This is a genomic window from Alkalicoccobacillus gibsonii, from assembly GCF_016798245.1.
In the GTDB taxonomy this organism is placed as follows: Bacteria; Bacillota; Bacilli; order Bacillales; family Bacillaceae_D; genus Alkalicoccobacillus; species Alkalicoccobacillus gibsonii.
Genome location: NZ_JAEUZA010000002.1, coordinates 66,638 through 91,209 on the forward strand (window position 1 = coordinate 66,638; position 24,572 = coordinate 91,209).

The window sequence follows — 24,572 nt, forward strand, 5'->3', positions numbered from 1 at the left end:
GTGACTAGCGAAGCAGATATTCTCATTTATCAGACAGAAGAAGGCAATACAAAAATAGACGTAAGACTAGAAAACGAAACGGTTTGGATGACGCAAAAGGCTATAGCAGAACTTTACCAAAAAGGTGTCAATACCATTAATGAACATATCAAAAACATATACATAGAAGGCGAACTTAATGAATCGGCAACTATTCGGAAAAACCGAATAGTTCAATTCGAAGGAAAACGAGAAGTTGAACGGGAGGTATCCTTTTATAATCTCGAGATGATTATTGCTATTGGTTACCGGGTTCGTTCGCATAGAGGTACGCAATTCCGTCAATGGGCAACAGAACGATTAAATGAATATTTAGTAAAAGGCTTTACAATGAATGATGACCGCCTAAAAGAGATGCGTAACTTTGGTAAGGATTATTTCGATGAATTATTTGAACGTATTCGAGATATTCGTTCGTCAGAAAAAAGGTTTTATCAAAAGATTACAGATATCTATGCTACTGCGGTTGATTATGACTCTAAAGCTGAGCAATCACAGAAATTCTTTGCTACCGTGCAAAATAAATTACACTTTGCCATCCATGGTCATACAGCTCAAGAATTAATTGTTAGCAGAGTGGATGCTAAAAAGAAAAATATGGGTTTAACGTCTTGGAAAGGTGATAAAGTGCGAAAACAAGACATTGGAGTTGCTAAGAACTATTTAGACGAGAAAGAAATGAAGCAACTTAACCGAATTGTAACGATGTATCTTGACTATGCCGAAGATCAAGCGGAGCGGAACCAGCCAATCGGTTGTTCAAAGTAGCATTTTCTTAATTGCATCCAGTGTGGTGTTGGGTGTTTTGTTCATCATGCTTGTTATGTTTGTAGATGACGCTTGGTTGGATATGACGCCATCCTCCATCAGAGTGAGGGTGTTTAGTTTGAGAAGGTTGGTTACGTTTGTAAGCATACCTGCTGGAAATGTCATCATGGGATTTGGAGGTGCAGCCTTAGGCTATATGGTGATTCTACGGTGGTTGGTAGGCTTTATGATTGTTGCACTCATTTTGAGTATCTTCATGCTAAAGGGCTGGAATCAAGAAACGGAAGTAAAAAAAGCTTCATAGAAAGTCGTACATATCTAAAGAACCCCCTCCTTCATAATTGGATAGAGGGGGTTCTTCTTATGCATCAACCTTCCGAAAAGCTAACCTCGCAGACGACAACACCACTAGCCCCAGCGCACTCATACTAAAGAAAAGACCAACTCCTGAAACAAACGTAATGAGGAGATAGACAGCAAAAAATCCAAAGATCATTGTCAGACTTGCGACCGGATTATAAATGGCAAGCAGGAAGGCATTTTTTAGATGCGTTTTGATCGATGCTTGAAATTCAACGTATAAGGAAAGAAAGTAACACACAACCAATAGAAAGAAGCAGGCTGTAATGATGGTTGCTAAATAAAAGGCTTGAGAGAGATCGGTATTCATTGTCTGGAGGAATTGAATGTTACTAATAAGGATAAGGGATAAAAGGACAATGCAAAGACCCACTCCATTGCTTTTAATAAATTCCTCTTTATAAAAGCCCCAAAAAGTCTTAAAGATCAATCCTTCATTTTGGTTAATGAGCTGCCTGAGTGTTGCAAGCAATGCCACGGTTGCAGGGAAGACCCCAAAGAGTCCGAGTCCCAGGATCGTGAAGAGGATCCAGAGTAGGTTAATGAATGCTAATCGGTAGAACCAAACACAGAATGTATAAATTGGGCCGGAAATGGCATTGAGGTACATTGAGCTTCCTCCTATATCTAGCATTTTGATATAGACTATATCATGCTTCATGTGTATTTTTGACTTAAAGGCAAGGGAGGTAAAGATAATCTCTAAAAAGTAAAAAATCTACACCTCTTTGGACGAGCAATCTGGATAAAAGTCGACAAATCTTTTGACGGAAGTACCTTATTATCAGGATCAAACCGTTGATTATACTGAGTTTCTGACGTTGATGCGTGTTCAATAAAGTCTTGTATGCATCATTCTGTGGGCAATTAAGAAAGTAAAATTTGTACGCAGAACAGTCAAGATCGTTCATTTATGTAAGCGCTTTAAAAAGGTAAGATGGGTTTAACCCAGCTAGAGAGGTGAAGTGAATGAACAGTGAAATGAAAGCGCAATCAAAAAAGCTCTTACGAAAAAAACCACAAACGAGTAAGAGTCCTTTAAACAGTTGGCGTGACGCAGTGGCAGGTTGGGTCTTTATTGGTCCAATGTTCATTGGGACATCCATCCTCGTTATCTTTCCGATTCTTTCTTCATTAACGTTAAGCTTTACGAACTGGAATATTGTCGCGGGATATGAGAATGCGGAGTTTATAGGACTCGATAACTTTGTAGCATTGTTTAATGACCCGCTTTTCATTAAGTCATTAGGGAATAACTTTCTACTTCTGTTAGCCATACCGATTACGTTATTCATCTCATTAACGCTTGCTACGATTATTAACAAATATATTTACTTTAAGGATTTCTTTAAAGTGATCTTCTTCATGCCTTTTATCTCAAGTATCGTGGCAGTTGCTGTCGTCTTCCGGGTGTTATTCCATCCCACTCAAGGGCCGATCAACCAGTTGTTGATGACGCTTGGAATTGATAACCCACCAGGATGGATAGCAGATATCTCATTTGCTCTACCATCGGTTATGCTCATCATGATTTGGACGGGGATTGGGTTTAACTTAATCATCTATCTTGCTGGACTACAAAGTATTCCAAAGGAGCTGTATGAGGCTGCGCAAATCGACGGAGCATCAGCCTGGTATCAATATAAGAAAATAACGATACCTCTTGTTTCACCTACGACGTTTCTCTTATTTGTAACCGGAATTATTTCTAGCTTTAAAATCTTTGACTTAATCATCGTCTTAACAGGTGGTGGACCAGCGAACTCAACTAAGGTTCCGGTGGTTTACTTATATGAAAAAGCCTTCTTGGACCTACGTGCAGGCTATGCTTCATCGATTTCATTAGTCATTTTCGTCATTATCTTAATCATTACGTACCTTCAATTTAAGGGGCAGAAAAAATGGGTGAACTATTAAGAGGGGTGAGTAAATGAAGAAACCAATCAATGGTAAAAAGATTTTCGTTACAGTGTTGATGTTCATTTTGGGAATCTGCTTCATGACTCCATTCTTATGGATGATCTCAGCTTCCCTTAAGGTAGAGGAAGAAGTATTAACGTATCCGATTCAGTGGATTCCAACAACATGGAATGCGATTGAAAACTATCGTGAGGTCTGGACAGGGACGATGCCATTCTTCTTATTATATTGGAATTCAATTAAGGTTTCAGTTCTAACAACTCTTACATCTGTCGCCGTTTCAGCGCTTGCTGCATACGGATTTTCAAAGGTTGAATTCAAAGGTAGAAACCTAGTCTTTATGCTGGTATTAGCGACATTCATGATCCCGCCTCAAACCTTGCTTGTCACTCAATTCATCCTGTACCGGACGCTTGGCTTGTATGATACGCATATGGGATTAATTTTATTAAATAGCTTTAGTGTTTTTGGAACCTTTATGCTTCGGCAATTCTTCTTAGGAGTTGGGAATGAAATTATTGAATCAGCGAGAATGGATGGTGCAGGTCACTTCCGCATCTTTAGATCCATTGCCTTTCCTTTAGTGAAGCCAGCGATCGCAACCTACGCCATTCTACGATTCATCTGGACATGGAACGATTTCCAATATCCACTTATTTTCTTACGAAGCAAGGAGCTTTTTACAATTCAACTAGGGGTGCAGAGCTTTGCGGATGAACACGGAAGCATCTATTCGCTAATGATGGCCGCCTCTGTTTCAGCCATCATACCGCTCTTAATTGTCTTTATTATCGGACAGAAGCAGGTTATTGAAGGCATACAACTTGGAGGCGTTAAGGGCTAAACAAGGCATCAACCATTTAGTGGTTCACTATAAAAACGCACAAAAAGGGGAGTAGATAACATGAATAGAAAATGGTTTGTATTCGGGATGGCATCCGTTCTAGCGTTAGGTGTAGCCGCTTGTTCTGGGGAGGAAAGTAGTACAGGGAGTAATTCTAGTGGAGACGAGGATGTTACACTCAAGTTTGTTCATTGGATTAATGAGGAAAATGGAAATTGGGAGCCTTTGATTGAACGGTATGAAGCAGAGAATCTAGGAATAAAAGTGGAGTCTATGCCTTTAGTTGAGAATATGAATTCACAGGATTATTATAAACAGCTGGACCTAATGGCGGCAGCAGGAGAAGACCTAGATATTGTCATGTTTAGTAATCCAAATGACTTTGTCTCTCGCATTAACGCAGGGCTATTAGAACCACTTAATCCTTATTTTGATGAAGAAGGTATAGACATTAATGAAGAATATACGAATAGCTATCAAGAGATAGATGGGAGCTATTATGGTGTTCCGATGAAGCAGGTATCACAAATGATTTTACTAAATAAGGATCACCTTGATGAGGCGGGTCTAGATATTCCGACTGAATGGACATGGGATGATTATCGTGATTACGCAAAGCAGTTAACAACTGATGATCACTACGGATCGTATTTACACACCTGGCATAATAACCAATCCTCTTTAAAGCTATTTAGTAAGATTGAAGGAGATAATGGGTTACTCACAGAATCAGGGGATTCAAATATGAAGGATCCTTTAGTGAGAGAATCACTTGAATTGCGTTATGCATTAGAAAACGAAGATAAGAGCTCTGTTCCTTTTTCATCGATCCTCTCTCAGCAAATGGATTACCGTCAGCAGTTCTTTACAGAGGAAGCGAGTATGGTGCCAATTGCGTCATTTATGCTTTCCGAGTGGGGACAATTCACACCTGAGTTTGAAATGGCTTGGGCGCCGTGGCCACAACTTGAATTGACAGGAGTAAATTACTCAGCAGTAGGTGGAGACGCACTATCCGTTGCTAAGTCGTCCAACCACAAGCAAGAAGCCTATGACTTTATTCGTTGGTTAACAACAGAAGGTATCGTTGAACAAGGAATTTGGATGCCATCATGGAATGATGCCAATATAGATGAAGTTGTTGAATCGATTGCAGCAGGAACACGTAAGCCAGAAGCACTTCACCTCGAATCAATTATTCATACGTTGGATGTAGAGCCTATAAGAAGTTATATGCCTGCACCATATATCACAGAGGTACACACGGCTCATGCAGCGGAAGTAGAACGATATCTCCTTGGGGATCAGGACATCGACACGACAATTGAGAATCTAGAGACACAAATTCAGAATATTGCGGACTCTAATAAGTGAGCCTATAATTGATGTAATGAGAGAAGATCCTCTCTCATTACATTCCTTGTATTAATCGTGGTGGTGACAAGATGACCTGGTTGAAGCGACTGCACCAGTTATCCTTTCGTAGTCGATTAATGATTGCTGCCTTTCTATGTATCTTATTTCCTTGGGTTCTTACGTATTTTGTTTCTAATTATTTGACTGAGGATGCACTAGAAGAGCTTGCTGTGAACCAATCAAAGCAATCGTTAAATCTTCTTGGCATGAGTCTTCAACAAATATTGGATGATGTCATGTACACGTCCAATTATGTAAAGTTTGATTCTAGTTTTAATCAAGTCATGAGGGAGCATCAACTAATTGATCCAGATGCACCAAATGCAAGTCAGGAGATTGCATTAAGTTTGATTGAGGTGGCAAATCATTTGTCTCCTATTACAAATACGGTGTCACCAGAGTATGTCACCATTCTATTTAGCAATGATCTTTATTACATGAATTACCCCTTAAGTGAGTTTCATCCTCTGGATTTTAAAAGGGAGCCTTGGTTTGAAAAGCTTGATACATTAAGCTATTATGACTTGCTCTGGATTGGAGCTCATCCTACTTATATTAGATCAGGACAAAGGAAGGATCGCTTTTTAATTAGTTTCGGAAGCTATCTGCGTTCGGTAAACAGCCGAAATGCCTATCTCATTATTAGTATTCGCGAACAACAAATCAGCTCCTTACTTGAGAATTATCAAGCAGATGATGGTTCAGAGTACTTTTTAACAGATGGCGAGGGTACGGTGTACTCAAGTGTTGATCAAAGCATGATTACTCGAACGTTGCCATATGAGGTGAATGCAAATGAGCAACAGATTGTGGAGCGGAATGGAGAAAAGTACTTCTTAGTTACCCGCCCTGTTGCCTATTCAGACTGGCGGTTAGTGAATTTGGTACCATATAACGAAACGATTGGTAATATTAATCGAATGAACAAACTAACCATCACAACACAAGGCGTGCTGTTGTTCATTTTTCTGATAGGCCTTATTGTTCTCGTTCGCGAACTAACAAAACCGCTCATGGAGCTAAAATCTGTGACGAAGTCTGTAGAGCAGGGAGACTTAAGTCAGCGAGCAAAGATGTATGGCAACAACGATATCACTCAGCTGAGCTCATCCTTTAATGAAATGCTTGATACGGTTGAGGAGATGATTGATCAAGTACGTATTCAGGAGCATGCGAAACGAAATGCGGAGCTTGAAATGCTACAGGCACAAATTAACCCGCACTTTTTGTTTAATGCGTTAAATACCATACGCATGCAAACGATGTTGAATGGAGACAAACAGAGTGCAGACTTAATCCATGCCCTATCTTCCTTACTTAGAATGACGGTGAACCGAAATAATTCGTTCATCACGTTAGAAGAGGAAATTGAGACCAATCAGCACTATATCAAACTAATGAATTTCCGGCATCAACACACAATTAAACTGGACCTTGAACTTAGTGATGGTGCATCACATATTTCGGTTCCTCGGTTTTTCCTTCAACCTATTGTTGAAAACGCTATCATACATGGCCACACTTATGGGGAAACAACCATTACTATCAAAGCAGACATAAACGATCCTGGACAATTAATCCTTCATATCTCCGACAACGGGAGAGGAATGTCAGAAGAGGAGATGCAAAACATTAAAGAGAAGCTCACTCAAAAGGCAGTGGACCATCAAACAAGTAATCATCATTCCTTTAACGGCATTGGTATTCAAAATGTGTACCAACGCATGAAGCTAATCTATGGTGACCATTTTAAGATGGATATTCGTAGTACAGAGTCTGTCGGGACATCCTATCTGTTTTGTATTCCGATTAAAAAGGGGTAGATTCACAATGTATCAAATCGTTTTAGTAGATGATGATCGACTGGTTACCACCTTTCTTGAGAAGATGATTCCTTGGGAGCAGTACGGGTTTGAAGTGAAGGCTGCGTTTTCGGATAGTGTGGAGGCGTACGAATATTTACAATCAAACTCGTATGATGTGTTAATGACGGACATTGGGATGCCAAGGATGAATGGGATTGAACTCATCACAAAAATCAAAGAAGAGAAGGCTTCCTCCTGTAACATCATCATCTCCTGTCATGGAGAATTTGAATATGCACAGCAGGCATTGAAGCTTAAGACTTTTGATTACATTTTAAAAGAGACCATGAATGAAGAAGATATTATCGACATGCTTCAAAGACTGAAAAGTCATTTGGATCAACAGAAACAAGAGCTGACTAGCAAAAACAAGATTCGGAAGTATTTGTCTGAGAATCACTTAGTGTTAAAGTCTACGTTTTTTAAGAGAGTGATGAGAGAGTCAACGAATCGATCCAGTGACTGGCGGGTAGAGGCAGAGGAACAGCTAGGTTTGAGTTTTCCTTTTGATCATTACGTTGTGATTCATTGCAATATTGATCAACATCAGATGGTAGCAGATCGATTCCAGGACGAAACGCTACTAAAAGATTGTATAGCAAATATTATGGAAGAGGCTCTAGCAGAGAGGCAAGAAGGGGTTCACCTCATCTATTGGAATCGTAGCTTTTTTATTCTTTACCCCTTAATAGAACGAACAAGCCAAGCTACCATTAAGCATGCGCTTAAAGAGATGCAAGCCAAACTTCAGAACTGTCTTCAATCAACCATGACATGTACGATTCATCCCGTCATTGAACCAAGGGGGGAGCTAGAGAGAATGAAAGAGCTTCTTCATCATCAAGATCAACGATTTCATTATGAGTACGGATCTATCGAGGAGTTTCAGGTGAAAACGTACCAGAAGGGATCTGTTTTTAAAAGCTATACCGCTGATGTTGAACAGGTGAAAACGGCTATTTTAAATAAGGATCCAATCAAGCTGGATAATTGGTTTGCTGAGCAGTTTCAAACGGAAAGGATAAACCAGCATTCACCAGAGGCACTTAAGGATTGGGCAACGATGCTTACATTAGACCTAAAGGTGAGTTTGAATGCCCTACATCATTTTGACCGTTCAAGCGCCTTCTCAGTAAAAAGTGATCGAATTCAGGACGCCGAGAATGTTCAAGACCTTGAAACGCTAATGAAGGACATCTTTCATTCCTACATGGAACAGGTGTACCAAATGGAATCAGCCTCACAAAATGAGGATATTGCAAAGGCTAAGCGATACATCTATTCAAATCTTGATAAGAAAATTTCATTAAAGGAGATCTCTACCCATCTCCATTTAAATAGTAGTTATTTCAGTAGACTTTTTAAACAAGAGACAGGGCAGACATTTATCGAATATGTCACCACATTAAAGATGGAAAAGGCGATGGGGCTACTCGATAACAGCACAAAAACAGTGGAGCAGATCTCCTATGATTTGGCCTTTGATAGTAAAAGCTATTTCATTCGAACCTTTAAAAAGTATGTTGGCGTCTCACCAAAGGCCTATAAGTACAAAAAAGATGATGTGTGTAGTTAAAATTGATAGCGCTTACTAAAGCAGAGGAGGATGTTTATGAAAAAAGTGAGAATAGGCATTATTGGATTAGGTGTGCAGGGAAGTACGTATGCGGGGTTTATTACATCAGGAAGAGTCCCGAATATAGAGATCGGTGCTATATGTGATATCGATGGGAGTAAGTCGGCAACGGTTAGTGAGATGGTAGGTGAAATCCCTTTCTATGAAAATTATATCGATATGCTAGAAAGCGGAAACGTGGATGCTGTTGTCACAACGGTTCCCCATTACTTACATCCAACCATGGCGATAGAAGCGTTAAAGAGAGACATTCACCCATTAGTAGAAAAGCCAGCTGGAGTTTATACAAAGCAGGTAAAGGAATTAAATGAGTTCGCAGCAACAAAGCCGGAGCTGACATTCGCTATCTTTTTTAATCAAAGAACGAATGAGCTCTATCAAAAAGTAAAAGAGGTGATTGATCAAGGAGATATTGGATCCATTCGCCGAACGAACTGGCTCATCACCACGTGGTGGAGACCTCAAGGCTATTACGATCAAAGTGCGTGGCGCGCAACATGGGAAGGAGAAGGCGGAGGCGTGCTTGTAAACCAGGCACCACATCAGCTGGATCTCATGCAATGGATTTGTGGCATGCCAAAGAAGGTCTATTCAAAGGTTCAATATGGCTTTCAAAGAGATATTGCGGTAGAGGATGAGGTAACGGCACTTCTAGAATATGAAAACGGAGCAACCGGAATGTTTATCACGTGTACTCATGACCTACTTGGGACTGATCGCTTTGAAATTTTAGGAGATAAGGGAAAGATCATCGTTGATAACAGCAACAAAGTAACGATTAAGCGATTAAAACAGCCAGAGCCTGAGATGAGCACCAGCATGAGCATGCAGGATGTAATGGAAATGATGAAGGACCAGGGACCAAGTGGGATGTATGACGAGGAGGTGCTGGAGTTCTCTAGTGCGTGGGGCGAGCAGCATATCGCCGTATTACAGAACTTCGCAGCTAACATTCTTGATGGCACGCCGCTTGTGGCTCCGGGTACTGACGGAATTCACGGGGTGCACCTAGCCAATGCCATTCATCTATCAAGCTGGTTAGGTCAAGAGGTAGAGCTACCAATCGATGAAGATCAGTACCTAAGAGAGCTAACGAAAAAAGTGGAAGAAGAAAAGCAGCATTCATAGAAAGGAGCCTCCCTGATGCTACAAATAGCTGTAATCGGACTTGGCGACATCTCCGCTCTACATCTGGCAGCCATTAAAGGAAGTGATCTGGCAAGTCTTGTGGCCGTCTGTGATCATGATCCCTCTTTAAAAGGCAAGGCAGAGGGCGTGCCTTTTTATACAGATTATATGGAGCTGCTATCAGAAGAGCAGCCAGACTGTGTACACATTTGTCTCCCGCATCATCTTCATGATGAGGTAACAAGAGCCTGCGTTAAAAAGGGCGTGCATGTCTTTTTAGAAAAACCAATCACTACAAACGCAGAAAGTAGCTTGAGCTTAATAGAGTTAGTGGAGAATCAGAAAGAAGCCAAAGTCTGCATTTGCTTGCAAAATCGCTTAAACGCAACGGTTCAAGAGTTAAGAAAGATTGTAAAAAGCGGGGAGCTTGGACGGATCATTGGAATCAAGGGACTGGTTACCTGGCATCGTCCCTCATCCTACTATGATGTAAAGCCATGGCGAGGCAAGATGAAAGAGTCAGGTGGTGGAGTGATGATCAATCAAGCCATTCATACCTTAGATTTGATGCAGTTACTTGGTGGAGACGTTCAATCCATTCGAGGGTCTATTGAGTGTTTGACCGAGAACAAACATGAAGTGGAAGACACAGCGATTGCGCATCTCTCCTTTAAAAGTGGAGCGACTGGTCTATTTTTCGCAACTAATGCCAATGCAACCAATGACTCCGTTGAGGTGCAAGTCACGTTTGAAAAAGGTGAATGTACGATTAAGGACAGCATATTAACTAAAAGATCGGCTGATGGAAAAAAGGAATTTGTTGTAGAAGATGAAAAGGTGGCTGGCACAAAGTTCTACTACGGGGCTAGTCATGCTAAGCTCATTCACCAATTCTATCAATGTATCGCAACCGATTCGGCTGAGTATATACACGTCCGTAAAGCGCAAAGCTCAATGGAACTCATCCGAGCCATACGAGATTCATCGGAACAAAATAAACGTATAAACCTGGAGGGATCGATTACAATATGACACAAGCAAAAATTGGCGTACAAATGATGATGTTAAAGCAAAAGGCAGAGGAAAACGGAGTCTATGAAACACTCAGAGAATTATCAAATCTAGGGTACCGCTCCGTGGAGGTCTCACAGATTCCGATGACAAAGGAAAACGTGGCGGAGCTTAAAAGGGGAAGTGCCGACTTTTCAATCAAGATTGCAGCACTCTCCGCTCCCGTCGAGCCAATGGCACTGGGAGTCCAAATGGAAAACCTTACAGATGACTTTGATAAGATCGTAGACGATTGTAAGGAGCTTGACTGCATGTATCTCCGAATTGGCATGCTGCCGGTGCATATCATGGGAGATAAAGAGAAAATTATGGCATTTATTGATCGTGCTGAGGCGCTAGCCAAACGACTAGCTTATGAGGGCATTCAGCTTTACTATCATACCCATCATATTGAATTCCAAAAGTATAACGGAGAGTATCTACTCGACCTAATGAAAAACAACACAAAAACGTTAGGGTTTGAGCTCGATGTTCACTGGATTCAACGAGCAGGTGAAAATCCCATTAACTTAATTAAACAGTACCAAGGACGAATTGGTCTCCTCCACTTAAAGGATTACCGCATCGGCCAGCTAGATGTAAGTGAAGAGGCGTTAAAGGATATGAAAGCGTTCTTCGGTCGCTTCACAAACCTGATTGAATTTGCTGAGCTTGGCGAAGGAAACTTAGATTTAAAAGCAATCATCGAAGCCGGTCTGGATGCAGGGGTAGAGCATTTCTTCATCGAACAGGATGACACGTATGGAAGAGACCCGTTTGAATGCTTAAAGATTTCTGGAGAGCACCTGAGAGAGTTAGGGTATAGTCATATGTTTTAGATACAAAAAAGAGAGCGGGACATAACATCAATGCGGTTGGCAAAACACGAACATAGTATTTCAACCGCTACAGGAGAATCCCTCGCTTTCCACGGGAACGGCCTCAGCCCCTTTCGCGGAAAAAGCGCCGCTACAGTGTCTTCACCGCGTTCTGTTCCGTAGGGAGTCTCGGGTTCTCCCTCCGTTCGTCTTACTAAATAATCCAAAAAACATGAATGGCGAATGATTCGATCGTATAATCATTCGCTATTTTTAATTTGATCTTTAGTTATGTCTCAGCCTCTCTTCTATTCTGTTCTTCCCACATATTTCACCGAATACATATGTGTCTTTGTTAGTTCAATCACTTCTTGAATAAATGTCTCCTGATCCTCTTGAAAATCCTCTAGAATCCAGTATTTAAGCAGCCCATAAAATCCGTAGGCCGTGTACTTTTTAAAATAATCCATGTTAACAGGAGCGTGGCCTATCGTTTCGAATTCAAATTGTTCCTGATATATTTTTAAAAATGTTTTTGGAAAACGTGTATGTAATCCAGGTAACGTATCCTCATATTTAATTAACGAAAAAAGTCTCGATTGACGTAAATGTAGGAAACAATATGAATGGAAGAGTTCTTTAGATGGGTGGTGTATACTTTTTGTCCTTGAACAAAAGGTTTCCCGACGGATTGCTCTAACCCCTCGAGCATCGTGCTAAGCAAATCATCTGCTAGATCCATTTTATCCTTGTAATGAATATAAAATGTACTGCGGTTATAGGCCGCCCGATCAACAATATCTTTGACTGTTACATGGTGATAGCCTATTTCCTTAATAAGATCAATTAAAGCTTGTCTGAAATGAGTTTTCGTTCGATTTTGTCGTTGACTCGAGTGTTCTTGTTCCATAAAAAAGAATCTCCTTCAATCTAGACACTTCTCATCGATGTGTCTATCTAGTAGACATTTCAAGAAAAGCTACTGATTGTTTAATGTGAACAAAGTAGTACAATTTAGTTACATAAATTAGACATTTTTATTGGATACTATTGATTATACATGTCTAGATTATGCAGATAAAGAAAAAGCCTAGGGGGCATTACGATGGGAAAATTACAAGATAAAGTAGCAGTGATTACCGGCGGTGCATCTGGCATTGGCGCAGCGACGGCAAAATTATTCGTTTCAGAAGGAGCCAAAGTGGTTCTTGTTGATTTAAATGAAGAAAAAGGTAAAGCGTTTGAAGAAGAATTAAAAGCTCAAAACGCAGAAGCTCTTTTTGTAAAAGCAAACATTACAAGTGAAGAAGAAGTAGCAAATGTCTTTAAACAAACGGTTGATACGTTTGGTAAAGTAGACGTTGTTTTCAATAATGCAGGAATTGGTCGTGTACATCCATCACATGATCTTGAATACTCTGAATGGCGCAACACAGTAAATGTCGACTTAGATGGAGTATTCTTAGTAGCACGTGAATCAATCCGCGAAATGCTAAAAACAGGAGGCGGTTCGATCGTCAACACTGCTTCCATGTACGGGTGGGTTGGATCACCTGGTTCTGCAGCTTACAACGCAGCAAAAGGTGGCGTCATTAACTTAACGCGCTCGCTTGCACTTGAGTACGCAGATAAAGGAATCCGTGTAAACTCACTTTGCCCGGGCTTCATTGATACACCGATCATTCCAGAAGCAGACAAACAAACACTTGCTGGTTTAACTCCAATGAAACGTCTTGGTTTAGCAGATGAAATGGCAAAAGCTGTCTTGTTCATGGCTTCTGACGATTCTTCATACATGACTGGGAACAGCTTAACAGTTGATGGTGGATATACAGCGCAATAATTAGATAAAGAAAAAGAGCCTAATGATTCTAAAATGGAACCATTAGGCTTTTCTCGTTCTTACAGTAATTAACTGGAAGGCAGTAAAAGAATTTGGTAAATGAATCTAACTATTGGGAAGAGTCAGATACGGGTACAATCTTAACGCTTGAATATGGTATTCGTTACTCAAAGATGTACCTAGAGTGGTGTGAATGGGCAAAAGCCTATCTTAAACAGTTTTATAAAGAAAATGATAAGTAAAGCAGATCTATTTTCAGATAGATCTGCTTTTTTCATACATTTTTACATACAAAATTAGTAAAACTAATACTTTGTACCTAAAACAATACTCACTGTTTACCGATATAAAAGAAGGAAGTTTTTTAGGGTCTAAAAAAGGAAGGGAGTTTCTAATGCCGAACGTTTCATCGATTTTGATTCAGTTTATGAAAGAAAAAGGATGCACCAAGGTATTTGGTATTCCCGGTAAGCCAATCTCTCCGCTCATTCTTGCAGCAGAAAATGAAGGCTTGGATTTCGTCCTGGCACGCCATGAGGGCGGTGCTGGCTACATGGCAACAGGGTACGCCATGCAGAATCAGTCTCTAGGTGTAGCCATTGGTACGAGTGGTCCAGGTGGGACAAATATGATTACAGCTGCGGCTCAGGCTGCTGCGTTTCATGCGCCTGTGTTATTTATTACAGGTCATCCACCGCTTGCTTCCTCTGGGAAAGCACTTGGTCAGGATTCCAGTATGTTTGGGACAGATCTCGTTGAATTGTTTAAGCCGGTCACAAAGCTTAGTGCAAAGGTCGAGAACAAGGATATGCTGAGACAGCTCTTGCAGCATGCGGAGGAACAGCTGCTTACAGGGTCAAAAGGTCCGGTTCATCTATCCATCCCGCTTGATATTTTAACGAGCGAGTTAGAGGCATTTGAGTTCGCAGTTCCAGCAAGCGATTCCATTATTTCCGGTAACATTGAACAAGCGATTGAAGCGTTAAACGCTGCAGAGCGACCACTGATGCTACTTGGTAAGGGAGCACATCTTTCAAGAAGCTACGAGGAAATTCAGCAGCTTGCAGAGCGTTGGCAGATTCCTGTCATGACAACACCAGGAGGAAAAGGAGCGTTTGTTGAGACGCATCCATTATCTCTAGGGGCGCTTGGTTTAGGTGGAACAAAGGCTTCTGCTGAGTATGTGAAGGACCGGAAGAGTGACCTTTTAGTTGTTGTTGGTTCAAAATTAAGTGACATGTCAACCGTGGGATTAACAGCCGGCGGTGAGCCACAAAAGGTTATTCATTTTGACTGGCATGCGGATTTTGTCGGAAAAACGCTTGAAAGTGATACAATCTTAGTGCAGGGGGATGCGAGAACCAACCTAGCACACGTGTTAAAACAAGCGAATCATGTGGACGTTCCATCTCTTGATCTTACTGAGTACAAGAAAAAGGATGTGGAAGCACCGGTAGAGGAAGAGCCTGGTCGGATGTCCGCAGTGCGAACTGTTCAAGTGCTTCGCGATTTACTGCCACCTGAAACCATTGTTTACGGGGATGATGGAAGCCATTCCTTCTATACGATTAAGCACTTCACCACACAGGTTGCGGGAACATTCCGTTTTGATGATGTCTTTGGCGCAATGGGAAATGGAATTGGTCTCGCTATCGGCGCAAAAATTGCCAGACCTAATGAACCGATTGTTTGCTTCACTGGTGATGGATGTCTCTTTATGCATGGGACAGAGATTGGGACTGCTGTTGATGCAGGTGCGAATGTACTATTCGTCGTTTTTAATAATGAGATGCTCGACATGGTCGACAAGGGTATGAAGAATAACCTTGGATACTCAGCAGGGTCTCGTTATACACAAGGGATGAATGTAAGTATGTTTGCCGAATCCATGTGTGCGACTGGGTTCCGTTGCAGAACGGAAGAGGACATTACCGAAGCATACGAAGCCTCAAAAGAGGTAGAAGGTCCAGTTGTGATTGAAGTCATCGTCAACAAAGAAGAATGGCCGCCAACGATTGGCAGGTAAAAAGGAGGAGGAGATCAGATGAGCGAGAAAGCAGCTGCTGGTTGGAAGATGATTGAACAGTTAGGTGGAGATCGTGGTCTTCAGGCAATGAAGGGAGTAGATGAATTCTCTCCAAGACTTGCGAAGCTTGCAGTAGAGTTCGGATATGGCGATGTATACTTAGATGATGCGCTTGATTTAAAGCAACGTGCATTAATCACATTATCATCACTTATCACCCAAGGAGATGCTGGTAGAGGCTTAACGTACCATTTTAATGCGGCGCTACGTGTTGGCGTAACAAAGGAAGAAATTCTAGAGTTAATTAACCATTGCAGTGCGTATGCCGGCTTTCCAAAAGCAATTCACGCGGTTCACATTTTTAAAGACTTCTTAGAGAATTTAGAAAAACAAACAACAACAGGGGGAATAAACAATGTCAAAGTACGAATACAAGGTTGAAGGTGACGTGTTTTATTTTAAATATCTAGAAATGGCAAGTACAGCAGCTGAAGCGCAGGATCAAGCTGACTTTGTACGTAGTCAAATTGACAAACCAGGGATCAAGAAATTCTTGAATGACAACCGTAATGTAACATCTGTCGCAAATCCTGAAGTAAGTGCCATCTGGGGCGAACTAATGGGCTGGCTTTCTACTAAAATCGAGAAGAACGCAACAATCACACCAAGTGCTTCACTAAAGATGCAATTAAACCGTTTATCAAAAACGGCTGGAACGTATGATACCGTTCGTGCATTCACAGATATGGACCAAGCACTTGAGTTTGTAGGAATCTCTGACGCAAAGATTAGCTAGGAGGATTATATATAATGAATAATAGAGTGTATAAAAAGCTACAAGGGACAATGATCGGGGCCGCTAGCGGCCTTCTCGTTATCTCTTTACTCACCGTCATACTTGGCGGCGGGTTAGAAGGAAATGTTTTCTTATGGTCTGGACTGGCTCTTACATGGATTATTGTCCTAGCAACTGCATTTATTTTTATCAAACAGCTTGTCCAACCTTTACGCGAAGCAGAAGAACATTACCATGCTGGGGAAGCGATTCTTGTAGAGAACGAGAACACGGCGCTTGCTCAGTTCTTAAATCAGCTTTATACGAAGTCAAATGGCGATCAGGTCGAGATGTTTGCTGAGATAGCTGCAACTACTGAAGCACCAGAACGTCCTTCTTCGGAGATCACGGACGATGCCGTACAAGATGCAGAGTGGAAGGCTCAATCAGCTGAGGCAGCGAACCTTTTACAAGTATCTGCGAGTGAAACAAGTGCAGGTGTAGAGGATATCGCGAAAATGATGCAGGAGCTAGCAACAAACAATAATGATCAGGTGGATGCAATCAAGTCGATTGACGAAACCATTTCGTTCATCTTCTTTAACTTAAAAGAAATTAGCGAGAGCACGCAGTTCGTAGCCGAAGCTTCAAGCACAACATATACCAACGCAAAGCAAGGAAACACAGCGATCCAGCAGACCATTAGTCAAATGGATCAAATCGGTAAGGATGTTTCGTCTTCTAAGGAAAGCATTGAAGCATTAGGTCTAAAAACCGCTGAAATCGAGAAAATCCTTTCCTTGATTACAGGCATTTCCGATCAAACAAACCTTCTTGCGCTAAACGCAGCCATTGAAGCAGCACGAGCAGGAGAGCACGGTCGAGGCTTCTCAATCGTAGCCGACGAGGTTCGTAAGCTATCCGAGCAAACGAACGAAGCAACCAAAAATGTCCAAAAGCTAATCGTTGAAATGAGAGAAGGAAGCCACGAAGCTATTAAGGCGATCCAACAAGGAGCAAGCTCTGTTCAAGTGGGTATTAACTTAAACAAAGAGATTGGTACTGTCTTTCAAACGATTAATGAGAACGCTCAAGAAGTCGATGAATTCATCCAGGATCTATCCGACTCCATCGGCGAGCTGACAGAAAGCATGGAAAATGTATCGAACACGATGAAGGATGTCTCCTCTGTCGCTGTTCAATCAAATGGTGCTGTCCAAAACGCAGCAGCCGTAACCGAAGAATTAAGTGCATCCATGGAAGAAATCTCAGCCAATGCCGAGACGTTAGCGGGTGTAACAAACAGGTTGGCACAATAAGAAAAAACGCTTGGACGTCGGTCCGGGCGTTTTTATTTGAAAACTTATTTCAATATTTATCTAATTCATGCATAATATAGATGTGTTTAAATGATTTTGATAAGGGAGGCTTTAGATGACTAAAGGTAAACGAATTAGTATTGCATTAATTAATGCGGTGCCCAGTGGTCTGTTAACGCTACTCATCGCGCTCTTCTTTGCATCTGGTACCATTGCAGAAAATTATACGGATGATACGTTCGTAGCACCCGAATTCTTTTGGATGATTCCATTTTGGGCACTATTTGTAGTCATTGCCTGCTTTAAACGATGCTTAATTATAGGAATTGTATTAATGTATCTTGCTCCATTTATTTTTCTCTTTTTATTTATGCGTCTACTATAGTATAAAGATGCCGGAACATATCAGGTGTTTAAAAGGCTTTAACACCTGGCATGTTCCAAGCATTTAGTTACTGCAACGCCTCTTCAATCAAATCCTCCACAAATGCTACTTCTTTCTTATAAATCTGAAACATGAAGTAAAAAAGAGAGAGGAGTGGGAGATAGAGATCTTGTTCTTTTCCACATATGAACGTTATTTCTGCTCCTTTTCGCACAGAATATGGCTTTAGTTTAGCAATCTTTTCTTTCTCTACCTTTAACTCTAAGCCGCCATCCCAGTCTTCCTCTATGTATATCGTCTTGCCATCTACTATTCCTGAAACAGCATAATAGATCAGTGATTTTCCTTTATGGTCCTGAAGAGAGTAGGATTGGTCCCCTATTTGATAGTCATATTGAGCAAACAATAGACGTCCTTTTTTGATTCCTACAAGAATGGATTGTTGGTCCAAGTGTCGTGTGTAAATGAATGCATGTCCTTTTTCGAATGCATCTGCTTTTAAAACGCGAACATCTGCTAGTTCAATGCCTTCTGAATCGTGTACTAGAAATTCGTGGCCTTTTCGAATCAATGAATAGGTATCCAAGTAAGAACCGCCCCTTTACGAAACTCTTATACCTACTATACGAAGGAAGGGGGGCTTGGTTTCTTTTATTTTAGTCCCTCCACCAATCTCTCCGCAGGCTTTGACAGCGTATGTCCCTTTAACCAGATCAGCGCAATCGGTGAGAGAAACGGTTCTTTATCTTCAATTCTAGCCGCCTTCATTCTCGCATCCTTAGTTTGTTTCACAAAGGCCTCTGGAACAATAGCATGTGTCATGTTGTTTGCGATCATTTGACTTAAAAGCTGAATGTCCGAGCATTCACCAATTGGCTGGTGCACACCTCTTTTAGCTAGTCGTTCACGTATAAGCGAATAGACTCCTAGTCCTTCTGTGCTTGGTAACATGAATGGATACTCCGAAATTTGGTCCCAGGTGGTTGTTTCTCCGAGTGGTGAGTCCATCGACGTCACAAAGTAAAACGGTTCATCTTTTATATGTAATACTTCAAATTCACTTAAGTTAAGTGGTAGCCGTATTAACGCAAGCTCTAGTTTTCGTTCCTTGACGAGCTGACATAAGTGTCCAGATTCATTTTGCTGAATTTTTAAATGGACCTTGGGATAAAGCGAGTGAAAGTGCTGAAGCCCCTCTAATAATTCACTTGACGAGAAGGTATTAACGCCCACGCTCAATATGCCTTTTAAGCCCGCTCCCACATCCCGCGTATGTTGCTTTGCCTCTTCTGTAAGCTGCAAAATTTCTTCTGCATATTGGTACAGAGAGCGACCTGCCTCTGTGAGTTCAAGCTTTCGGCCATTCCGGTCAAATAACAGCGTACCTAGCTCCTTCTCTAGAGCTCGCAGCTGCTGACTGAGTGGAGGCTGTGACATGTATAGCTTCTCTGCGGCAGCGGAAATATTTCCTTGCTCAACAATCTCTTTAAAGTAACGTAATTGCTTAAGGTCCAAATGAAATCACCCTTACCGTTTCATATATGCTAAACCTTACTTTACTCCATTTTATTCATATAATGAAATCTCTTACACGTGTGCTACGATTTATAGAAAGAGTTGTAAGGGGGAGACGCGGAAGATGTCTGCACATTGGATTGGTCCAGTCACACTTGAAACAGGTTTTATCTATGAAGATCAAGAGGTAGTTGGTACCGAGACTAAATCATTTTACGTAAAAATTGAATTAGACTCTATCGTCGCCATTCAGGAGGAATCTCCAAATGAGGATCTGCCACTTTTCGATGCAAAAGGGCTTTTACTACTACCGTCATTTAGAGATATGCACATCCATTTAGACAAAACGTTTTACGGAGGATCTTGGAAGGCACCGACGCGAGCTAAGAAAGGCATCCTTACACGATTAGAAGAGGAAAAAGTATTGCTGCCACAACTCCGTCCAGTAGCTCAGGAACGAGCGGAGGGGTTGATTGATTTGCTCGCGCGCCGTGGCACAACAAAGATTCGTACCCATTGTAATGTCGGACAGGTTGAAGGACTGTATCAGCTTGAGGCGACACTTGCAGCAAGCGAAACCTATCAAATGATGGCTGACATTGAGATTGTTGCCTTTCCGCAGCAGGGCTTGCTGCGAGACGAGGCTACAGGTCTTGTAAGAGAGGCGTTAAATAATGGTGCCGCCTATGTAGGGGGCGTTGATCCAGCGAGCATTGATGGCGATATTGAACGGTCGCTGCAAACGATGGTGGAGCTTGCTGTCAGTGCAAATGCCGGAATTGATCTGCATCTGCATGACAGTGGTCATCTAGGATTATTTACAATGAAGCGACTGGCCGCTCTAACCGAAGAAGCTAAGCTACAAGGACGTGTGACGATCAGTCACGGACTAACGCTTGCCGACTTACGTGCGGAGGAAGTGGTGGAAGCCGCTCACATGCTACGTGCTCAGAATATTGATATGACCTCAACGGTTTCACCTGGAAAAACCATTCCGATTCCCCTTTTACATAAGGAGGGTGTGTCCATTTCATTTGGTGCGGATAGTATTACCGATCACTGGTCCCCGTTTGGAACAGGAGATAGCTTGGATAAAGCAGCAGTGTATGCTGAGCGATTTGGGCACAAGGAAGAGGAGTCATTGCATCAGGCACTAACTTTCATAACTGGTGGAATCACCCCACTTGACCAAGACGGAAATCAGGTATGGCCGCATGTTGGATCTCGTGCTGACATCGTTTTAGTAGATGCGAGCTGCACTGCAGAAGCTGTGGCAAGACGAGCGAAGCGGAAGGCTGTTTGGTTTAAAGGCAATATGACTGTGAACGCAATGAATGATTAGGGGGAGAAGCCAATGTGGTTAAAGGATGTAAGGATTGAGACGGGCTTTCATGTAGAGGACACGCATTATGCCGGAACAAACACAAAAGCAGTTCATGTGAAGATTGCAGACGGATTGGTGGAGGAGGTCATCTCCGCTAACGAGGAGCTAGATGAGACAGATTTCATTTTAGAAGGAGGAGGGCAACTGTTAGTACCTTCACTAATCGAGAAGCATTGCCACCTCGATAAAACATTACTTGGAGAAAAATGGCGTCCGGTTAAAAAAGTGAAATCTATATTTGAACGATTTGAAATGGAGAAAACCATCCTGCCGCACCTTGAGACTACTACCCAAGAGCGAGCAGAGCGACTGCTTGAAACCTATGTGCAGGGAGGCGTCACACATGTTCGTACACATGTGGATATCTACCCGGAGGTCGGACTTCAAAATTTGGAAGAAGTCTTGGCAGCAATCGAAACATTTAAGGGGAAATTAGACGTTGAGATCGTGGCTTTTCCACAGCACGGACTTTTAGTAGATGAGACGATTGAACTCCTAAAAGAAGCACTCAGCTATGACCTGGTAAAGTATGTAGGTGGAGTCGATCCAGCAAGTGTAGATGGCGATATCGAAAAATCACTTCAGACAATGGTTACACTCGCAAAGGATTACGAAGTAGGGATTGACCTGCACCTTCACGACGCGGATTACCTTGGAACCTTTACAATGAAAAGATTGTCGCAGCTCGTATTAGAAGCAGAGCTTGAACAGGACGTATTCATTAGTCACGCCTTTGGGCTCGCAGACCTTCCAACAACACAATTAAAAGATACAGCAGAGTGGCTAAAAAGAGCTGGTATCACGATCATCACCAGTGTTCCAATTAGTAGACCCTATCCACCCGTTGCCTTTTTAGAAGAGCATGGCGTCAAGGTGGCGGTTGGGTGTGATAACATCTTTGACTTATGGTCCCCGTTTGGAAATGGTGATCTAATTGAGAGAGTCAGCCGACTTGCCGAATCCTCAAAATGGACAGACGAATGGGAGCTTGCCCAAAGCTTGAACTACATTACAGATCGACGAGCAGCCATCACAAAAGAAGAAGGCCGCGGTGAGTGGCTAAAACCAGGAGACGAAGCGAATTTGATCCTCGTTCCAGCCGAGTCCACAGCCAAAATGGTGGCAAGACGTGTGAAGCCGGTACTGACGCTGTTTAAGGGAAAAATGACGTTTGAGGGAGCGAAATAAGTTTATGAAACTAGAGATCATTTGGTGATTTCTAGTTTTTTTGTGGAGGGGATGGAGGTTAGTAAGAAGGAGGCCTCACGTACCAAGCTAAAAGCACATTTAAGTAAGAAAAAAGAAGCCTTAGCAAGAAAAACGGCAGAAGAACCAAGCCTGGAGCGGGATCCATCAAGAAACAGCAGCTGATAACAAGGAGAAAGCGGGACACACCAAGAACCGCACCCGGTTAGCAAGAACGTGGAGGGGAGCAGTAAGAAGAGAGGGACGCTGACCAAGAACTTATGCCTCCTTACCAAGAAGCACCCACTCACCGAGGAATATAAGCTGGAGTGAGAGCAAAAGATCCCTTTACTAAGAAGAAAGCTCCATATATCAAGCAGTTCGCGGATTTAAGCAAGAAAGCGGAAGCGTTAGCAAGAAAAACGGCAGAAGAACCAAGCCTGGAGCGAGATCCATCAAGAAACAGCAGCTGATAACAAGGAGAAGGCAGGGGACACCAAGAACCGCACCCGGTTAGCAAGAACGTGGAGGGGAGCAGCAAGAAGAAAGGCATGCTAATCAAGAACATTTGCTCTTTTACTAAGAAGAATCCTCTGTAAGGAATACAAAATCCAAACATATAATGTAAAAATCCAAAACAATATTTAAGTTAAAACATTGGAACTAAATCCCACATACTATTACAATTAAATCGTAATTAAATTTAGATAAACCTGGTTATCTTCCGTTTTTCGACAAAAACAATACATTATACGTGGGGTGATAAGTTGAAAATTGGCGTTATTTATGGAAGTACGCGGGCAAACGGAAATACAGAACGGTTGGCGGAGGAGGTTGTTAAAGAGCTTCCGGATGTAACGAGAATCAATCTATTGGACTATCAATACAAAGACATTACTGACCAAAGGCACGATACGAAAGGATTTTCACCAGTAGAGGATGAGTACAACAAAATCATTGATCAAGTGCTCGAGTGTGACGTTTTACTGTTTGCAACGCCGATTTATTGGTACGGGATGACCAGTGTGATGAAACGATTTGTTGATCGTTGGTCTCAAACGGTACGTGACGAGCGCTATCCAAAATTCAAAGAGCAAATGAGCAAAAAGGATGCGTATATCATCGCAGTTGGCGGAGATCACCCTCGAAAGAAAGGCATGCTACTCGTACAATAATTCATATACACCTGCAGATTCATTGGGTTAAACTGCAAGGGATTTCTCTTAGGTGAAGGCTCAAAACCGAATGATATCTTAATGGATCACATGGCATTAGAACAAGCACTTGAGCTTGGAGGAGTACTAAAGCAAAGAACGGAGAATGAATCATAGACAGAGAACGGATTTTACTCGGAGACAGTAATCATTTTATTGAACTAGTTATCTCGCTTTTAAAAGGGGAGGAAGAGGTTGAATGTGTGGTTTCGGTCCAAAGTGGTCACTACAGTGTACAAGATGCACAGATATTTATTCCTACTTTAGCCATTCAACAATTTTACAAAGAAATTAGAAAGATTCATCGTGAATTAAAGGGAACAGTTGTCTTGACCAATCGCGATGATTCATTATTCCTTAAAATGACCTTCCACCCACTCGGCCAGCTGCAGGTAGAGGGAACGATTCAAGAGCATCCCAGTGTAGAAAATAAGCTTACCTTTGAATTCCAGCTCAATCAAAGTTATTTGATGAGGATGATAGATGGGTTGAAGACGGTGGTTGATTAATCACTTCTTCATTCTTAATCAATCATCGGTGTCCTCGTTTGGGTTCGTTGAAGATGCCATCTTAGGCATTCATCTGTCGTAAAGAAAAGAATAAACACAAGCATGACATAAAAAGCTAGAAAGAAAATGATAAAGATTGGTATAAAGCCAAAGAAGAGGTAAAGATAAAAGGCAAAAGCAAACCGAGCAAAGCCAGCTCTGCGAGTGACCCATTCAATGAAAAAAGCGAGGGGTAATAGGTAAAACAACATAACTCCTAATATATAAAATCCACTTATATATAAATCTTCAAAGAACTTTCCCTCACCATCTAAAAGTGTTGAGATTGGAAGGGTCACTGAAATAATTAGATTCGATATGACAATCGTGATAAGAGCTGCGATTAGTTTTCTTTTGATCATATGAACCACCTCACAACGATTAAAGTAAATACTTATTTTACCTATCTAATGCATAGATCCCTTCTTCACTTTGGGTACCTCTAACTCTCATCAATACTACCCCTATACGATAACGTACTTTACATTTTAAGTGAAAATTCACCTAACTACCTTGCATTATATAGTAGTGTAC

At 41.7% G+C, this 24,572-nt stretch carries 25 protein-coding genes and 2 pseudogenes; 22 read left to right on the top strand and 5 right to left on the bottom strand.

Annotation, left to right across the window (positions count from 1 at the left end; all coding sequences use genetic code 11):
- Positions 1 to 807: a virulence RhuM family protein gene (locus JNO66_RS07220; protein WP_273753214.1), complete on the top strand. Its 807-nt coding sequence runs from the start codon at positions 1 to 3 to the stop codon at positions 805 to 807.
- Positions 758 to 1,111: a hypothetical protein gene (locus tag JNO66_RS07225; protein WP_210340811.1), complete on the top strand. Its 354-nt coding sequence runs from the start codon at positions 758 to 760 to the stop codon at positions 1,109 to 1,111. The genes JNO66_RS07220 and JNO66_RS07225 overlap by 50 nt, the downstream gene beginning before the upstream one ends.
- A 57-nt stretch (positions 1,112 to 1,168) precedes the next feature.
- Here the strand turns inward: JNO66_RS07225 and JNO66_RS07230 are convergent, their stop codons facing one another.
- Positions 1,169 to 1,777, bottom strand: coding sequence for a YesL family protein (locus tag JNO66_RS07230; RefSeq protein ID WP_203087598.1), 609 nt, complete (start codon positions 1,775 to 1,777; stop codon positions 1,169 to 1,171).
- Between the two features lie 359 nt (positions 1,778 to 2,136).
- Here JNO66_RS07230 and JNO66_RS07235 point away from each other — a divergent pair, with 359 nt between their 5' ends.
- The 8 genes from JNO66_RS07235 (at position 2,137) to JNO66_RS07270 (ending at position 11,865) form a co-directional block, all read left to right on the top strand.
- Complete coding sequence (locus tag JNO66_RS07235) at positions 2,137 to 3,084, top strand: carbohydrate ABC transporter permease (RefSeq protein WP_203087599.1); 948 nt, start codon at positions 2,137 to 2,139, stop codon at positions 3,082 to 3,084.
- Positions 3,085 to 3,097: 13 nt separating this feature from the next.
- Positions 3,098 to 3,931 (top strand): carbohydrate ABC transporter permease, encoded by an 834-nt coding sequence (locus tag JNO66_RS07240; RefSeq protein WP_203087600.1) that lies wholly within the window; start codon positions 3,098 to 3,100, stop codon positions 3,929 to 3,931.
- 60 nt (positions 3,932 to 3,991) lie between these two features.
- Entirely contained in the window at positions 3,992 to 5,305 is a 1,314-nt protein-coding gene (locus JNO66_RS07245; RefSeq protein WP_203087601.1) for an ABC transporter substrate-binding protein, read from the top strand.
- A 71-nt stretch (positions 5,306 to 5,376) separates the two neighbouring features.
- Entirely contained in the window at positions 5,377 to 7,170 is a 1,794-nt protein-coding gene (locus JNO66_RS07250) for a cache domain-containing sensor histidine kinase (RefSeq protein WP_203087602.1), read from the top strand.
- 7 nt (positions 7,171 to 7,177) lie between these two features.
- A complete protein-coding gene (locus JNO66_RS07255; protein WP_203087603.1) occupies positions 7,178 to 8,788 on the top strand; it encodes a response regulator transcription factor in 1,611 nt (536 codons plus the stop codon).
- A gap of 36 nt (positions 8,789 to 8,824) precedes the next feature.
- Entirely contained in the window at positions 8,825 to 9,976 is a 1,152-nt protein-coding gene (locus JNO66_RS07260) for a Gfo/Idh/MocA family protein (RefSeq protein ID WP_203087604.1), read from the top strand.
- Between the two features lie 15 nt (positions 9,977 to 9,991).
- Positions 9,992 to 11,008: a Gfo/Idh/MocA family protein gene (locus JNO66_RS07265; RefSeq protein ID WP_203087605.1), complete on the top strand. Its 1,017-nt coding sequence runs from the start codon at positions 9,992 to 9,994 to the stop codon at positions 11,006 to 11,008.
- Positions 11,005 to 11,865 carry a sugar phosphate isomerase/epimerase family protein gene (locus JNO66_RS07270; RefSeq protein ID WP_203087606.1) on the top strand — a complete coding sequence of 287 codons (861 nt, stop codon included), beginning with the start codon at positions 11,005 to 11,007 and terminating at the stop codon, positions 11,863 to 11,865. The genes JNO66_RS07265 and JNO66_RS07270 overlap by 4 nt, the downstream gene beginning before the upstream one ends.
- Before the next feature lie 287 nt (positions 11,866 to 12,152).
- On the opposite strand, the pseudogene JNO66_RS07275 reads toward JNO66_RS07270, so the two are convergent.
- Positions 12,153 to 12,754: pseudogene (locus JNO66_RS07275) on the bottom strand (TetR/AcrR family transcriptional regulator).
- 195 nt (positions 12,755 to 12,949) lie between these two features.
- On the opposite strand from JNO66_RS07275, the gene JNO66_RS07280 reads away from it, so the two are divergent.
- From JNO66_RS07280 to JNO66_RS07310, 7 genes are all read left to right on the top strand, one after another.
- Entirely contained in the window at positions 12,950 to 13,687 is a 738-nt protein-coding gene (locus JNO66_RS07280; protein ID WP_203087607.1) for an SDR family NAD(P)-dependent oxidoreductase, read from the top strand.
- Positions 13,688 to 13,779: 92 nt separating this feature from the next.
- Entirely contained in the window at positions 13,780 to 13,929 is a 150-nt protein-coding gene (locus tag JNO66_RS07285; RefSeq protein ID WP_203087608.1) for a hypothetical protein, read from the top strand.
- A gap of 152 nt (positions 13,930 to 14,081) precedes the next feature.
- A complete protein-coding gene (locus JNO66_RS07290; protein WP_203087609.1) occupies positions 14,082 to 15,713 on the top strand; it encodes a thiamine pyrophosphate-binding protein in 1,632 nt (543 codons plus the stop codon).
- Between the two features lie 18 nt (positions 15,714 to 15,731).
- The gene (locus JNO66_RS07295) at positions 15,732 to 16,154 is read left to right on the top strand and encodes a carboxymuconolactone decarboxylase family protein (protein WP_203087610.1); all 423 of its coding nucleotides are present in this window, start codon (positions 15,732 to 15,734) and stop codon (positions 16,152 to 16,154) included.
- A complete protein-coding gene (locus JNO66_RS07300) occupies positions 16,129 to 16,509 on the top strand; it encodes a hypothetical protein (protein WP_203087611.1) in 381 nt (126 codons plus the stop codon). Before JNO66_RS07295 ends, JNO66_RS07300 begins: the two co-directional genes overlap by 26 nt.
- Before the next feature lie 14 nt (positions 16,510 to 16,523).
- The gene (locus JNO66_RS07305; protein WP_203087612.1) at positions 16,524 to 17,807 is read left to right on the top strand and encodes a methyl-accepting chemotaxis protein; all 1,284 of its coding nucleotides are present in this window, start codon (positions 16,524 to 16,526) and stop codon (positions 17,805 to 17,807) included.
- Between the two features lie 115 nt (positions 17,808 to 17,922).
- On the top strand, positions 17,923 to 18,192 hold the full coding sequence (locus JNO66_RS07310; RefSeq protein WP_203087613.1) for a hypothetical protein: 270 nt from the start codon (positions 17,923 to 17,925) through the stop codon (positions 18,190 to 18,192).
- Positions 18,193 to 18,259: 67 nt separating this feature from the next.
- On the opposite strand, the gene JNO66_RS07315 is transcribed toward JNO66_RS07310, so the two are convergent.
- Together JNO66_RS07315 and JNO66_RS07320 are read right to left on the bottom strand one after the other, a co-directional pair.
- Positions 18,260 to 18,778 (bottom strand): hypothetical protein, encoded by a 519-nt coding sequence (locus JNO66_RS07315; protein ID WP_203087614.1) that lies wholly within the window; start codon positions 18,776 to 18,778, stop codon positions 18,260 to 18,262.
- Between the two features lie 65 nt (positions 18,779 to 18,843).
- The gene (locus tag JNO66_RS07320) at positions 18,844 to 19,707 is read right to left on the bottom strand and encodes a LysR family transcriptional regulator (RefSeq protein WP_203087615.1); all 864 of its coding nucleotides are present in this window, start codon (positions 19,705 to 19,707) and stop codon (positions 18,844 to 18,846) included.
- Positions 19,708 to 19,831: 124 nt separating this feature from the next.
- Between JNO66_RS07320 and JNO66_RS07325 the strand changes: the two genes are divergently transcribed.
- The 5 genes and pseudogenes from JNO66_RS07325 to JNO66_RS07340 all read left to right on the top strand — a co-directional run bounded on the left by JNO66_RS07325 (position 19,832) and on the right by JNO66_RS07340 (position 23,999).
- Positions 19,832 to 21,049, top strand: a complete 1,218-nt coding sequence (locus tag JNO66_RS07325) for an amidohydrolase (protein ID WP_203087616.1) — start codon at positions 19,832 to 19,834, stop codon at positions 21,047 to 21,049.
- A 12-nt stretch (positions 21,050 to 21,061) separates the two neighbouring features.
- Positions 21,062 to 22,279 carry an amidohydrolase gene (locus tag JNO66_RS07330; protein ID WP_203087617.1) on the top strand — a complete coding sequence of 406 codons (1,218 nt, stop codon included), beginning with the start codon at positions 21,062 to 21,064 and terminating at the stop codon, positions 22,277 to 22,279.
- Positions 22,280 to 22,303: 24 nt separating this feature from the next.
- Positions 22,304 to 22,462 (top strand): hypothetical protein, encoded by a 159-nt coding sequence (locus JNO66_RS20420; protein ID WP_210340812.1) that lies wholly within the window; start codon positions 22,304 to 22,306, stop codon positions 22,460 to 22,462.
- A gap of 581 nt (positions 22,463 to 23,043) precedes the next feature.
- Positions 23,044 to 23,607, top strand: a pseudogene (locus JNO66_RS07335) (flavodoxin family protein).
- A gap of 86 nt (positions 23,608 to 23,693) precedes the next feature.
- Positions 23,694 to 23,999, top strand: coding sequence for a WapI family immunity protein (locus JNO66_RS07340; protein ID WP_203087618.1), 306 nt, complete (start codon positions 23,694 to 23,696; stop codon positions 23,997 to 23,999).
- Positions 24,000 to 24,013: 14 nt separating this feature from the next.
- On the opposite strand, the gene JNO66_RS07345 is transcribed toward JNO66_RS07340, so the two are convergent.
- Positions 24,014 to 24,400 (bottom strand): hypothetical protein, encoded by a 387-nt coding sequence (locus JNO66_RS07345; protein WP_203087619.1) that lies wholly within the window; start codon positions 24,398 to 24,400, stop codon positions 24,014 to 24,016.
- Between the last annotated feature and the right edge of the window lie 172 nt (positions 24,401 to 24,572).